The 13,562-nt window shown below is 58.5% G+C and carries 10 protein-coding genes; 5 read left to right on the top strand and 5 right to left on the bottom strand.

What is annotated here, in order from left to right:
* Nucleotides 1-311 precede the first annotated feature (311 nt).
* The gene (locus AC6I7A_RS01640) at nucleotides 312-911 is read left to right on the top strand and encodes a GNAT family N-acetyltransferase (protein WP_046101048.1); all 600 of its coding nucleotides are present in this window, start codon (nucleotides 312-314) and stop codon (nucleotides 909-911) included.
* Nucleotides 912-923: 12 nt separating this feature from the next.
* Entirely contained in the window at nucleotides 924-2,015 is a 1,092-nt protein-coding gene (locus AC6I7A_RS01635; RefSeq protein WP_046101047.1) for an ABC transporter ATP-binding protein, read from the top strand.
* Between the two features lie 56 nt (nucleotides 2,016-2,071).
* Here AC6I7A_RS01635 and AC6I7A_RS01630 read toward each other — a convergent pair whose 3' ends face one another.
* A complete protein-coding gene (locus tag AC6I7A_RS01630) occupies nucleotides 2,072-3,187 on the bottom strand; it encodes an ROK family transcriptional regulator (protein WP_058957020.1) in 1,116 nt (371 codons plus the stop codon).
* Between the two features lie 30 nt (nucleotides 3,188-3,217).
* Nucleotides 3,218-4,111 carry a glucosamine kinase nucleotide-binding domain-containing protein gene (locus tag AC6I7A_RS01625; RefSeq protein WP_058957019.1) on the bottom strand — a complete coding sequence of 298 codons (894 nt, stop codon included), beginning with the start codon at nucleotides 4,109-4,111 and terminating at the stop codon, nucleotides 3,218-3,220.
* Between the two features lie 271 nt (nucleotides 4,112-4,382).
* On the opposite strand from AC6I7A_RS01625, the gene AC6I7A_RS01620 reads away from it, so the two are divergent.
* Nucleotides 4,383-5,540 (top strand): Gfo/Idh/MocA family protein, encoded by a 1,158-nt coding sequence (locus AC6I7A_RS01620; protein ID WP_058957018.1) that lies wholly within the window; start codon nucleotides 4,383-4,385, stop codon nucleotides 5,538-5,540.
* 845 nt (nucleotides 5,541-6,385) lie between these two features.
* On the opposite strand, the gene AC6I7A_RS01615 is transcribed toward AC6I7A_RS01620, so the two are convergent.
* Entirely contained in the window at nucleotides 6,386-7,627 is a 1,242-nt protein-coding gene (locus AC6I7A_RS01615; RefSeq protein ID WP_033736437.1) for an MFS transporter, read from the bottom strand.
* 399 nt (nucleotides 7,628-8,026) lie between these two features.
* Here AC6I7A_RS01615 and AC6I7A_RS01610 point away from each other — a divergent pair, with 399 nt between their 5' ends.
* On the top strand, nucleotides 8,027-8,626 hold the full coding sequence (locus tag AC6I7A_RS01610; protein ID WP_033736438.1) for a hypothetical protein: 600 nt from the start codon (nucleotides 8,027-8,029) through the stop codon (nucleotides 8,624-8,626).
* Nucleotides 8,627-8,902: 276 nt separating this feature from the next.
* Complete coding sequence (locus AC6I7A_RS01605; RefSeq protein ID WP_058957016.1) at nucleotides 8,903-11,293, top strand: glucose/quinate/shikimate family membrane-bound PQQ-dependent dehydrogenase; 2,391 nt, start codon at nucleotides 8,903-8,905, stop codon at nucleotides 11,291-11,293.
* Between the two features lie 55 nt (nucleotides 11,294-11,348).
* Here the strand turns inward: AC6I7A_RS01605 and AC6I7A_RS01600 are convergent, their stop codons facing one another.
* Together AC6I7A_RS01600 and AC6I7A_RS01595 are read right to left on the bottom strand one after the other, a co-directional pair.
* Entirely contained in the window at nucleotides 11,349-12,554 is a 1,206-nt protein-coding gene (locus tag AC6I7A_RS01600; RefSeq protein ID WP_058957015.1) for an MFS transporter, read from the bottom strand.
* Nucleotides 12,555-12,664: 110 nt separating this feature from the next.
* Nucleotides 12,665-13,561 (bottom strand): LysR family transcriptional regulator, encoded by an 897-nt coding sequence (locus tag AC6I7A_RS01595; RefSeq protein ID WP_046101042.1) that lies wholly within the window; start codon nucleotides 13,559-13,561, stop codon nucleotides 12,665-12,667.
* Nucleotide 13,562 lies beyond the last annotated feature (1 nt).

Here is a 13,562-nt window from a genome sequence, read left to right as displayed (position 1 = left end):
CGCGCTTTTCACAGCAGGAGATCGCCAGGCTATAATGACAAAATAACACCCTGATAAACCATACGAAAATCCTATCACGCTCACACTTTTCTCTTTTTACCGGCGCTGAATCTGCCGCCAGCCGCCGTCCTGCGGGCGTGCTGGCGATCACAGTTGTGCATCATGACGCCACGAAAGATTGCTTAACCGTCAGCGTTAGTGCGATAAGGGAATTATTCTATCTTGAAAACTAAGTCCACATTCATTAACGTAACTTTATCCTGTGGATCTGTTTACTCCCTGACCGTTTCACTCACTCATGAGAATTCACCATGGCGAATCAAGGTGTCATTCGTCCGGCCACACCGGCGGACTTCCCGGCGCTCTACCGTATCTGCCTGGAAACAGCGGATGCCGGTGGCGATGCCCGCGCGCTCTACTCCGATCCCGACTATCCCGGCCAGCGTTTTGCCGTGCCCTACGCGCGGTTTGCGCCTGACTTCGCCTTTGTGCTGGAGCGTGACGGTGAGGTGCAGGGTTACGTTGTGGCCGTGCCTGACACCCGCGCGTTTGAGGCTCAGCTCGACGCCGAATGGTGGCCGCAGCTGCAGGAGAAATATCGCGACCGCAGCGCCAGCGCCCCGCTCGACAGTAAAGTGCTCGACGCCATCCGTCAGCCCGACCAGGCCGCGGAGACGCTGGTGACCCGCTGGCCCGCGCATCTGCATATCAACCTGCTGCCTGCCGCCCAGAAAGGGGGCTGGGGTCGCCGGATGATTGAGCATGAGCTGGCGGCGCTGCGGGCCGCCGGGGTCAGCGGTGTCCATCTTGGCGTCAGCCTGCAGAACGAGCAGGTGTGCGCCTTCTATACGCGTATGGGGTTCACCCCTATCCTGCGCAGTAATGCCATCTACATGGGCCAGTTACTCTGAGTGAGGTAGCCGATGACCAGCCTGCGCTTGCAGAATGTGAAGAAGTCGTATGAGCACGTCAATGTCATTCATGGCATCGATCTGACGATCAACAGCGGCGAATTTGTGGTGTTTGTCGGCCCTTCCGGCTGCGGCAAATCGACGCTGTTACGGATGATCGCCGGGCTGGAGGAGATCAGCAGCGGTCAGCTGCTGATTGAGGGGCAGGATATGACGCAGCAGCCCGCCACCGAGCGCGGCATCGCGATGGTGTTTCAGTCCTATGCGCTCTACCCCAACATGACGGTGCGCGGCAATCTGGCCTATCCGCTGGAGGTCATGAAAAAGTCTAAAGCGGAGATCAACCAGGCTATTGCGCAGACGGCAGCACGGCTGCACCTGACGGAACTGCTCGACCGCCTGCCGCGTGCGCTTTCTGGTGGACAGCGGCAGCGCGTGGCGATTGGCCGCGCCATCATTCGCCATCCGCGTATTTTCCTGTTCGATGAACCGCTCTCCAACCTGGATGCCGAACTGCGTCTGCAGATGCGGATCGAGATCGCCCGCCTGCACGCTTCACTCGGTAACACCATGATTTATGTCACCCACGATCAGCTGGAGGCGATGACTCTGGCTGACCGCATCGTGGTGCTGCGTCAGGGCCGGATTGAGCAGGTCGGCGCACCGCTGACGCTCTATCACGACCCGGATAATCTGTTTGTCGCCGGGTTTATCGGATCGCCGAAGATGAACTTTCTGCGCGCCGAGATCAGCGCGACGGGCGAAGGTGAAGTGCAGCTGCGGGTGCCGGAGCTGAAGATTGAGGGGCTGGTCATGCCCCTTGCGGCTGCCTGCCGCGAGGGCCAGACCGTCACACTGGGCATCCGTCCCGAGCATTTCCAGCCTGCCGCGCAGACGCCGGACGCCCTGCGTTTTCACGGCGAGCTGGCCTATGGCGAGATGCTGGGTCACACCAACTATCTCTACCTGGATATCGGACGTGAACAGATGCTGGTGGTGGAAGAGCGTGAGGCCACCCCGCGCGATCTCGGTGCGCAGGTGGAACTGGGCATCTCTGCCGCGCACTGCCTGCTGTTTGATGAGCAGGGTCTGCGCCTGCGCTAGGAGAAGCACGGAAACAAAAACGGGCGCTTAGCGCCCGTTTTTATTCGAGTGTTAACTCAGGTGACCGGCTCTTCGTCAGCCTGGGCTGCCAGCAGATCGAGCAAGCGGTTAACGGCAAATCCCGCCGCGCCCAGCGCCCACATCCGGTTCGATTCCGTCAGAAACTGCAGCGGCGTCATCTGTGGCGTCAGTTTCAGCCGGTAGGCCTGAAAACTCTGGGTGATGTGATCGAGCAGAATGCGTGACGCCATGTGCGGCTCCATCGCCAGATAGACCACATCCGGATCGTAGGCCACCGACAGGTTCGCCAGCGAAATGCCCAGTTCACGTCCCGCCTCTTCCAGCGCCGCCAGCACCTCTGGCGTGGGCCGCTGCTCCAGCGCCTGCAGCGTCACGCCCTCCGCATCCTGCTCCGCCACCCGCTGCAGAATGGCGCGCGAGGAGGCGACATCTTCCAGCAGGCGCAGCGAACCGTCGCCCACCAGCCCGTTACCAATCTCGCCCGCCTTGCCGTGACGACCGCGATAGAGCTGACGATTAAGGATGATCCCCGCGCCAATCCCTTTGCCGTAGGTGGCGATCACCGCCGACTGCGCATTGCCGAGCTGACCAAACACCAGCGCGGCCATGGCCATGGCGTTGGCGTCGTTTTCGATAAAGACCGGCAGCGAGAAGCGCTCTTCAAGCAGGCGCGCAATCGGAACGTTATCCCAGCCCAGCACCTTGGAGCGGATGCAATAGCCGTTTTCAGCATCGACCAGCCCCGACAGCGCCAGACCAATGGCCCCCACCCGCTTCTCCTCCACGCCGCGCAGAAATTTCGCCAGCGCATCGCCAAGCTGGCGCGGCGTCAGCGTGCCTTTTGGCATCTGCTGTTCACCCAGCAGATTGCCGCTGAGATCGGTCATGACGATCAGGTTGCGTTCCGCATTGAGCTGAATCCCAATCACGCTGGCGCGGTCGGGGTTGAGCCCCAGCAGGGTTTTTGGCCGTCCCATCGACACGCGACGCAGCCCCAGCTCCTGCACAATCTCCTGCGTCAGCAGGCGGTTGGTTGCCTGTGAGACGGTCGACATGCTCAGTCCGCTGCGAACTTTCAGATCTGACTGGCTGATTGGCGCATTTTCGACAATCAACCGCAGAATGCGCGCGGTTACGTTGGGAGCGGTCATAGATTCCTCGGGTTATCGGGCTGAGGCAGCTCAGCCCGCTTGAGATCGGTAATCGGCAGGCGTCAGCTGCTGCGCCAGGGTCAGCGCCCCGCTCAGGGCATCGCCCTGCGGCACCACCAGCCGGGCCTGAATATCTTCTTCCAGCCAGCGCTGAATCGGTGCGGCCACGCCGCCCATCAGCGCCACCGGCCCGCTGCTCACGGCGATCAGGCGTCGCACCATCAGGCCGATATCGGCGGCGGTCTGTTGCAGCAGCTCCCGAGCGTGGCTGTCACCCGCGTCGGCGGCTGCAAAAATCTGTGGCACCACGCGGGCCCAGTCAGCAGGCACCGCCGTGCGCGTCCAGAGCAGCATGGTTTCCGGGCTGTCGCCGAACTGCGCCATCAGCTGGCGGGTCAGGGAGCCGTGCGGAATGATCGACTCATGCGCCAGCAGTGCCAGACGCAGCGCACGACGGCCCAGCTCCGCCCCCGATCCCTGATCGGAGAGGGCAAAGCCCCAGCCGCCAAGCAGCGTAAAGCGTTCGCCATCCCAGGCGGCGCCCTGACTGCCGGTGCCGATGATAAAGACCGCCCCAGGCTCGCCACCGTGCGCGCCCGCGCAGGCGATCTCCACATCGCTGACCACCTGCAACGCCGCGCAGGCGGGCTGCCAGCTGGCGAGGCGCGCCTGCACTGAGGCAACGTTAGCGCCGGCCAGCCCCGCCACAAGCGCGGTCTGTGCCAGCGCCTCTGCGGTGAGTCCCGCCTGGATAAATACCTGTTCAGTCAGCTGCCCGACACAGGTCAGGGCAGCATCATAATCTGACCAGACATTGGCGGGTCCACCGGTGCTTTCTGCCAGCAGGCGGCCCTGCCGATCGGTTAAGCGCGCGCGACACTGCGTTCCGCCGCCATCGATGCCAAGAAGATAGTGTGGTTGCACGCGCTTCCTTCCCTGATTAAGGGTTATAGCCATAATGAGCGAACGATAGGATAAAAAAACTTAAATCGCAATAACAAATAAATATGGTAAAAACATCATGACTATTTTTCCTTAATTTACATAAATATAACAAAAACCCATCCCGCAAAACGTGCAGCGCGATGTTGACATTACTTTTTCTGCCGTAATAAGTTGGTGGTCAGATTATCAGCAGCCGCGCCCGACCGCTGGCGGGCTTTGCATCATCCGATCTCAGGAGCAGGGGTTTACCATGAAAGTAGGCATTATCGGTCTCGGCTTTCGTCTGTCCCACGTCATGAAAGAGTTCAGCAAGGCTGACGACAGCTTTTCCGTCGTGGGCTATTACGATCCGGCCCCCGCCGGATTGCCGAATCTGCACAGCTTTGGTATTGCGCCCGGCCAGGCTTTTTCGTCTGTGGACGCATTGCTGGCTCACGGCGGAATGGATGTGGTGCTGGTGGGTTCACCCAACTTTCTGCATCTGGAGCATGTGGGTCAGGCGCTGGCGGCAGGCTATACCGTCTTTACCGAAAAGCCGGTGGTAATTAATGAGGAGCAGACCATGGCGATGGCAAAGCTGGTGCGTCAGTATGGCGAGGCGCGCATTCTGGTCGGGCTGGTGCTGCGCTATTCACCGCTTTATCACGATCTGCTGGCTGCGCGCGATGCGGGCCAGCTGGGCGAAATCACCTCGATTGAGGCAACCGAACACATCAAGCCTTATCACGGTGCCTTCTTCCAGCGCGACTGGCGACGGCTGGAGAAGTATGCCGGTCCCTATATTCTGGAGAAGTGCTGCCACGACATCGATCTCTATCAGGGCCTGCTGCAGCGGCGTCCGACTCACGTCGCCAGCTTTGGTGGCCGGAAATCCTTTACCCCGGCTCACGCCCCGCAGGGGGCGATCACCCCTGAGTCGGAGCTCTATCACGTCAAACCCAGCGGCTGGTCCAGCACAGATGCGGTCTTCGACAGCGATGCTGACATTGTCGACTACCAGACCGCGCTGATTGAGTATGAGGGGGGAGCCACCCTCGCCTTCCACGCCAACCTGAACGTGCCGGATGAGTTCCGCCGTTTCTGCGTCATGGGCACTGACGGCATGGCGGAAGGCGACTTTGTGCGTAACTACTTCCGGGTGCACAACGCCCGCAGCGGTGAGAAAGAGGTCGATACCGCCTACAGCGGCAACGCTTATGATGGCCATTACGGCGCGGATGCGCTGATGGCTGAAGAAATCGTCAAACATATTAAACAGGGAACACCGCTGAAAGTCTCAGTGGTGGACGCGCTGGAAGCGGGCCTTACCGCCATCAAAATCGATGAGGCACGCAAAACCCGCAGCGTAGTGGACATGCGTGAAAGCTGGCTGACATTTGACGCCAACCTGGGAAAATCCGGGGCCTGACGGCCCCAGCCTCAGGGGCGGCCTCCCCCGCCGTCCCCGGCTTGTTACTGGCACTCTGACTGGTACTCTGCTGAACTGGCCTTCGGGCCAGTTACTTCTCAGGTGACGGGCATTATTTACCTTCAGGCCTGTCGCCTTATGTCAGCAACAGACGCAAGAAAACGCCTTTAAATGGCCTCTTCCGGTATGAGAATAATCGACAGGGTGTTGCTCACGCAGGCTGCAGAGCAACGATTGAACCCATGTTGACGCGCGGTAGTCGCTGCTGCCTGCTGGTCAGGCGTTTTGCGTGGCCTATTTCCGATCTTCTTTAGATGAAATCATCCAGGCTAACCCGTAAAGAACCAGTCCAGCGAGAAAAACGAGCAAGGGGGCGAGTACGCGCATAATCCCTTCATTCGCAAAGATGGCAATGAACATGCCCGGCACTACGGCGCTGATCACAACCGCCCCTGATAACTCAGAAATGACTTTTCTGATGACTCTAAAGATTCTCGATTGCACTCAGAAATTGCTCCGTTTTCAGAGGGGTTTTATCAAGCGTAAAAAGATTAACTACCCTCAGCAACCGATATGGCGGGCGACTTTGCGGAAGACGCAGGCTCCCTGAAGCCTGCGCGGGATGTGCCTGCAGCGACCTTCCTGAAACGGGAAGCGGCTGCCGGATGTGAAGCGAAGGGAGCATATGTCTGTAGCAAAGCATAGCGGGCCACGGATGGCCCGCGCTGAGCCTGCCAGGGAGGGCGTTTTTGCGTCTTTGCGGAGGACATATGCTCCCTGAAGCCTGCGCTCAATTTATCAGCGATAACCTTCCTGACATCACAAGCGCATACAGCTGCCCTGGGTCAGACCGCATCCCCCTCATTCTCCAGCTTCTGCCGCCGCCGCAGATGCGGAAACAACTTCATCCACAGGGCCACCACCACCAGCGTACCGATCCCGCCAATCGCCGCCGCCGGGGCTGCGCCCATCCATGCTGCCAGCATCCCCGACTCAAACTCACCCAGCTGATTCGACGTATTGATGAAAATGGCGTTCACCGCATTCACCCGCCCGCGCATCGCATCCGGCGTATCCAGCTGCACCAGCGCACCGCGAATCACCATACTGACCATATCGAAACCGCCCAGCGCACACAGCGCGAGCAGCGACAGCCACAGCTGCGTCGAGAGCGCGAACACCAGCGTGGCAACACCAAAGCCCGCCACCGAACCAAACATAATCATCCCGACGTGCTTATCCAGCTTATGCCGGCTCAGCCAGATGCCGACCAGCAGCGCCCCCACAGAGGGCGCGCCCCGCAGCATCCCCAATCCCCACGGCCCGGTATGCAGAATATCTTTGGCAAAAATGGGCAGCAGCGCGGTCGCGCCACCCAGCAGGACGGCAAAGAGATCGAGCGAAATCACGCCCAGCACATCTTTGCGTTCGCGGATAAAGTGAATCCCGGCAAACAGATTCTTCATGTTCATCGGCAGGCGCGGCTGCAACGGGCGCTCATAGCGCAGCAGACTCACCAGCGTCAGCGAAATCAGATAGAACAGCGCAGACACGCCATACACCACATGCGGTCCCGCGACATAAAGCAGCCCGCCCAGCGTCGGTCCGACGATAACCGCCGCCTCGCCGCCCACCGAGTTCATCGCCATCGCCCGCGCCAGAATCGCGGGTGGAACCAGCGACGGCAGCATTGAGGACATCGAAGGCCACTCCAGCGCTTTCGCCACCGCAATCATAAATACCAGACCCCAGAGCGTAACCCGATCGGCGGTAGAAAATAAGGTAAGCACCACTAATGCCAGCAGCGCAGCAAATTCCACCAGCTGACCGAACAGCACGATACGCCGCCGGTCATACTGATCCGCCAGATGCCCTGCAGGCAGCGCCAGCAACACCGACGGCAGAAACTGCATTAAGCCAATCATCCCTAACGCCATCGCGCTGTCGGTCAGCGCATAGATCTGCCAGCTGATTGCCACCGAAAACATCTGAAAACCAAACGATGAACAGGTTCGTGCCAGCCAGAAGGCGACGAATGCCCGATGTCGCCACAGCGGCTCTTCCGCTGCCGATGCCATAAATCCCATGTCTTATCCCAAATTTGATGAGCCGTCCCGCGTCGTTGCGCGGTGTTATTTGTGCGGTCGATGAGGAACGTCAGATAACAGAGCGGATGAAGTATAATCGCGATGGTTTCCCCTCTGCTGCTCCCGGCGATAAATCGCCTTCCTGTCCATGCCGGGCCTGAAAAATCTCTCCTGATTATTACCAGCCTATTGGTCCCGACTATTGAATATATTCCACGTCATCATCAGACGCCAAAGGAATTATTGCTTCTGTGCCGAAGCGTTTATTTACGCTCCGCGACAATAAAAGGATGATTTGGATTAAGCAGATGATCTATATTTATTCACGCGTTTGGAAAATGCGACCGTTTATATGATTGATTATCAATAAATCCTTTTTTATTGCACGCCAAAGAGATAATGAAAAACAGTTTATATAACCCTTATGTTACTGAACCTATCCATCACGTTACGCGTAATGTCACGGGCATTTGCTATAGCGTGCCATATCTTCAGCAAAATCAGGACAGCCGCAATATACTTAATACAAACAACATTATTTCATTACACAATCAAATCGCTACTGAAGCAGCATTAATGATTGTCCCGGTAGAAGACTTTCGGCTGCAGGGAATGATTGCGGTTCCGGATGCTTATTCTCATTTACAGGATGGGCGAATCAGAATTGGTATTAATTATACCAGTTTAGCCGCACACCACGCCTCACTGCTTGAATTAACAGAGAAATTTGATTTCTGGCTTTATGATTTTGCTCCGCCCGGTGCAGACTGGCGACTGCTGGAATCCTTTCCTTTTTCCGGGATTGTTTTAACCGAAGCGTTCTTTAATGACAATTATGAAAAGTTTACCTTTCCTTTTTTCATGGCGACATTCCGTGAGAAAGGGGCCGAGGTGATCGTGCGAAGTCATACGCCGCCTTTAAGCGCTGAACAGTTTGCTGAGATAAATATTAGCGGCTGGCAACAGCAACGCTCGGACGGCGACCTGATTAGCTGCTGAACCACAAATCCTGCCCTCCGGCGTTAAGGGCACACGGCGGTGCGCTTAACGTCCATTAATCCCCCATAAAATGTCGCATTACTTCATTTGTTAAGCGCTTTGAGCTAAAAAAATCAAACCTTGATCTAATTTTGCTATAACATTTAACACAAAGGGAGCGTCTGTCTTAGCGGAAGAGATTCTCAAGAACACCCTTAATCATTTGTACTTGATAACTGGAAACAGCCTATCTGGTTGTTTTCGTATGTTTTATGGCAACAAAACGAGGTCGATATCATGGGGAAAAACTCCTCATCGTTTAGCGTAATTCGTTTCCTGACGATACTGTTCGCAGTACTGACGGGCGCGTTTATGCTGATTGGCGGTGGCTGGTTAGCCGCTATTGGTGGTTCCTGGTATTACGTTTTCGGCGGTGTGGTTATGCTCATCACCGCTTATCTGCTTTCCCGCCGTAAAAGCACCGCGCTGGTTCTCTATGCGCTGCTGCTGATCGGCACCCTGATCTGGGGCGTGTGGGAAGTCGGGACGGACTTCTGGGCGCTGGCGCCACGCACCGATGTGCTGGTGATTTTTGGTGTCTGGCTGATCCTGCCGTTTGTCTATCGCAGCGTTAACGCCGGTAGCAAAGCAGCACTGGGTACCATGGCTGTGGCGCTGATTGCCAGTGCGGCCGTGCTGGCCTACGCGGTATTCAACGATCCGCAGGTCATTAACGGTTCTGTGCCGGAAACCGCTGACAATGCGCAGCAGGCTGCACCGCTGAGCAACATCCCGGATGCTGACTGGCCCGCTTATGCGCGCGATCAGCAGGGAACCCGTTTCTCGCCGCTGAAGCAGATTAACCACGAGAACGTGAAAGAGTTGCAGGTTGCCTGGCAGTTCCAGACCGGCGACATGAAAACCCCTAACGATCCGGGCGAAATCACCGACGAAGTGACCCCGATTAAAATCCGCGACACCCTTTACCTCTGTTCGCCACACCAGATCCTGTTTGCGCTGGATGCGGCTACAGGTAAACAGAAGTGGAAGTTTGATCCGGCCATGAAGGTGAATCCGACCTTCCAGCACGTGACCTGCCGTGGCGTCTCCTACCACGAAGTGCCGGCAGCCGCTGATGCAGTAAACAGCCAGCCTGCGCTCTGCTCACGTCGTATCTATTTACCGGTTAACGATGGTCGTCTGTTTGCACTGGACGCCGAAACCGGCGAACGCTGCCCGACATTTGGCGTTAATGGCGAGCTGGATCTGCAGCACAAGCAGCCTGTCACCACGCCGGGTCAGTATGAGCCGACCTCACCGCCGATCATTACCAACACCACCATCATCATGGCGGGTGCAGTCACCGATAACTACTCAACCCGCGAGCCTTCCGGCGTGATTCGTGGCTTTGATGTGAATACCGGTAAACTGCTGTGGGTATTTGATCCGGGTGCAAAAGATCCGAATGCCATTCCGGCTGATGAACACACCTTTACCCTGAATTCACCGAACTCATGGGCACCGGCGGTTTACGATCCGAAACTGGATACCGTTTATCTGCCAATGGGCGTGAGCACACCGGACATCTGGGGCGGTAACCGCACACCAGAGCAGGAGCGTTACGCGAGCAGCGTGCTGGCGCTGAACGCCACCACCGGTAAGCTGGTCTGGTCTTATCAGACGGTGCATCACGACCTGTGGGATATGGATCTGCCGTCGCAGCCGACCCTGGCTGACATCACCGATAAAGATGGCAATACCGTCCCGGTGATCTACGCGCCGGCTAAAACCGGTAATATCTTCGTCCTGGATCGCCGTACCGGCAAGCCAGTGGTTCCGGCGCCAGAAACGCCAGTGCCACAGGGTGCTGCGAAAGGTGACCACGTTGCCGCTACGCAGCCCTACTCTGAGCTGACCTTCCGTCCGAAACAGAACCTCACGGACAAGGATATGTGGGGCGCGACGATGTTTGACCAGCTGGTGTGCCGCGTTATCTTCAAGCGTCTGCGCTATGAAGGTCCGTTCACGCCGCCATCTGAGCAGGGTACGCTGGTGTTCCCGGGCAACCTGGGTATGTTCGAATGGGGCGGTATCGCGGTCGATCCACATCGTCAGATTGCGATTGCTAACCCGATGGCGCTGCCGTTTGTCTCGAAACTGGTTCCGCGCGGTCCGGGTAACCCGATTGAGCCGCCGAAAGGTGCAGAGGGTGGTTCAGGGACTGAAACCGGTATTCAGCCGCAGTATGGCGTGCCGTTTGGCGTCGAACTGAATCCGTTCCTCTCTCCGTTTGGTCTGCCATGCAAACAGCCAGCCTGGGGTTACATCTCCGCGGTGGATCTGAAGACCAACGACGTCGTGTGGAAACAGCGTATCGGTACCGTTCGTGACAGCTCACCGGTTCCGCTGCCGTTCAAAATGGGTATGCCGATGCTGGGTGGTCCAATCACCACCGCAGGTAAGGTATTCTTCATTGGTGCGACCGCCGATAACTACCTGCGCGCGTTCAGCACCGACACCGGCGAGCTGCTGTGGCAGGCACGTCTGCCAGCAGGCGGCCAGGCGACCCCGATGACCTATGAAGTGAATGGCAAGCAGTACGTTGTCATCGCAGCAGGCGGTCACGGTTCGTTTGGTACCAAGCTGGGCGACTATGTGATTGCCTACGCGCTGCCAGACCAGAAGTAATTCCTGCTTCGGTCAGTAACAAAAGGCGGACTCCGGTCCGCCTTTTTTGATCGCGTTACTTTTTCATTTCGCGCCAGTTGAGCCATGCGCAGAAGAGCATCACCGCGCAGGTCGCCAGAAATACCGGCCGCATCCCGAACGTCCCGCCGACCACTCCACCGAACAGCGGACCGCTGACCTGACCCACATATTGTGCCGAAGTGGAATAACCGAGCATCCGTCCGACCTGTGAGCCCGGTACGTTATGACGGATAATCGCCGTGATGCATGGCATCAGGCCGCCCAGCGCCATCCCCATCAGAAAGCGCAGCAGCACCAGCTGCCAGGCCGCCGTGATAAACGCCTGCGGGATCAGCAGCACGCCGCTCAGCAGTAATCCCCCTGTCAGAACCCGCCAGTGTCCGACGCGATCGGCCAGGCGACCGAGCCGCGGTGCTGCCAGCACCGTGCCCAGCGCGGCGGCGGACATCACGATTCCGGCCATCAGGGTGATCTGATGTTCACCCTGAACAAACTCGCCGACGTAGAGCGTAATAATCGGTTCAATCGACATGCTGGCAAAAATCAGCAACATGCCGGAAAGCCACATCAGCCGCACCAGGCGGTGATTGACCGGCGGCTCTGCCGGCATCGGTGAAGGACGATCGCGGGCGGTGACGCTGGCTCGCGGCTGCTCTCTGAGTAAAAAGGTGGTGGCGAGGAAGGCGAGAAAAATCACCGCGCCGGTCAGCCAGAAGGTGTGCCGGATGCCAATCAGCGGCGGCAGCAGGCCACCCAGCAGCGGCCCGACCACGTTGCCGGCCATAATGCCGGAGGAGAGGACGCCCAGCGCCCAGCCTGTCTGCGCTTTGGGCGTCTGCGCCGCCACCAGAATGGTCGACCCCGACGCGTAGCCACCCAGCAGCCCCGCCAGCAGACGCAGCGCCACCAGCTGCCACGGCGCCGTCGCCATGCCAATCAGCGACATCGCAATCGCCATGCCGAGGCTGGCCCGAATCAGCATCAGCTTGCGACCGTAACGATCAGCCAGCCGGCCCCACAGCGGTGCCGTCAGCGCGGCACTGAAAAAGGTCGCCCCATAGGCCAGGCCGGACCAGCGCGCAATGGCGGCGGGCTGCTCAACGCCAAGCTGCTGAACATAGAGCGGCAGAAAAGGCAGCAGCAGCGTCATCGCCACGATAGTGGTAAAAGATCCGACGACGCAGACCGCTAAATTACGTTTCCAGTGGTGAAACACTGCCGTTTCGGGTGAGTGTTGCATAGCCATATCCCTTGATTGATCAGGGATACAGGCTAACCAGGGCGGCGGGTTAACAACAGTCACGCCGCGATAGTTACTCTGTGGCGATGATTGTTGTCAGCAGGCAACAATCAGCCTGTGCTCAGCGCCGCAACCAGCGCATCGCTCAGCAGCGTGACGGGCGACGCCGTTTCCGGGGTGTCGTGCAGCAGCAGATAGCTTTGCAGACGGTCCATCTGCCACTCCGGCAACAGCTGCTGAATATCACCCCGCCCGACCGCCTCCTGCGCCATGTAGGCGGGCAGATAGGCGATACCGCTGCCGGCCAGGGCCGCATTCAGCAGCGCCATGCTGTTATTGGCGCGAAAGCGACTGCGTACATCCAGCGCCAGCCGCTGCTTATCGCGGCGGAACGGCAGCGCAGCGGTGTGGGCCGGGCCATGAAACAGCAGAAGGTCGTGACGCGGCAGCATCCCGGGGTGAGTGATGGCCGGTCGCTGTGCCAGATAAGCAGGCGCGGCATAGAGCCCCCAGTCGATATCACTCAGCAGCCGGAAGTTGCCCTGACGCGGTGCCCGGGATCGAATCACAATCGCCAGATCATCCTGATCGTCCAGCCGATCCTGGCTGCGATCGGTGAGATCGAGATCAACGTTGATATGCAGATGGCGGCGCAGAAAGCGATTAACGACAGGCACTACGCACTGACAGCCGAACGTGACGGGCGCCTGCAGCCTGACATGACCGGCGGCCTGCTGATGCAGCTGCTGAACGAACGCCTCGGCGCGCTGCGCTTCCGCCAGCATCCGGACACAATAGGGGTAGTACGCCTGCCCCAGCTCGGTCAGCGCCAGCCGCCGGGTGGTGCGCTGCAGCAGCCGGATACCGAGCCTGAGTTCCAGCCGGGCGATCTCCCGGCTGACATGCGATTTGGACCAGCCCAGTGCGCGGGCGGCCTCGCTGAAACTCTGTAACTCCACTACCCGTGCGAATACCAGCATGGCGGTTAAATTCGCGCCATTTTCCATG

The organism is Type-F symbiont of Plautia stali, from assembly GCF_059731105.1.
This window is presented reverse-complemented; position numbering and strand designations above follow the sequence as displayed.

Coding starts and splice junctions, on each gene's coding strand:
- AC6I7A_RS01640 (WP_046101048.1), top strand. CDS start 312: ATGGCGAATCAAGGTGTCATTCGTCCGGCCACACCGGCGGACTTCCCG.
- AC6I7A_RS01635 (WP_046101047.1), top strand. CDS start 924: ATGACCAGCCTGCGCTTGCAGAATGTGAAGAAGTCGTATGAGCACGTC.
- AC6I7A_RS01630 (WP_058957020.1), bottom strand. CDS start 3,187: ATGACCGCTCCCAACGTAACCGCGCGCATTCTGCGGTTGATTGTCGAA.
- AC6I7A_RS01620 (WP_058957018.1), top strand. CDS start 4,383: ATGAAAGTAGGCATTATCGGTCTCGGCTTTCGTCTGTCCCACGTCATG.
- AC6I7A_RS01615 (WP_033736437.1), bottom strand. CDS start 7,627: ATGGGATTTATGGCATCGGCAGCGGAAGAGCCGCTGTGGCGACATCGG.
- AC6I7A_RS01610 (WP_033736438.1), top strand. CDS start 8,027: ATGAAAAACAGTTTATATAACCCTTATGTTACTGAACCTATCCATCAC.
- AC6I7A_RS01605 (WP_058957016.1), top strand. CDS start 8,903: ATGGGGAAAAACTCCTCATCGTTTAGCGTAATTCGTTTCCTGACGATA.
- AC6I7A_RS01600 (WP_058957015.1), bottom strand. CDS start 12,554: ATGCAACACTCACCCGAAACGGCAGTGTTTCACCACTGGAAACGTAAT.
- AC6I7A_RS01595 (WP_046101042.1), bottom strand. CDS start 13,561: ATGGAAAATGGCGCGAATTTAACCGCCATGCTGGTATTCGCACGGGTA.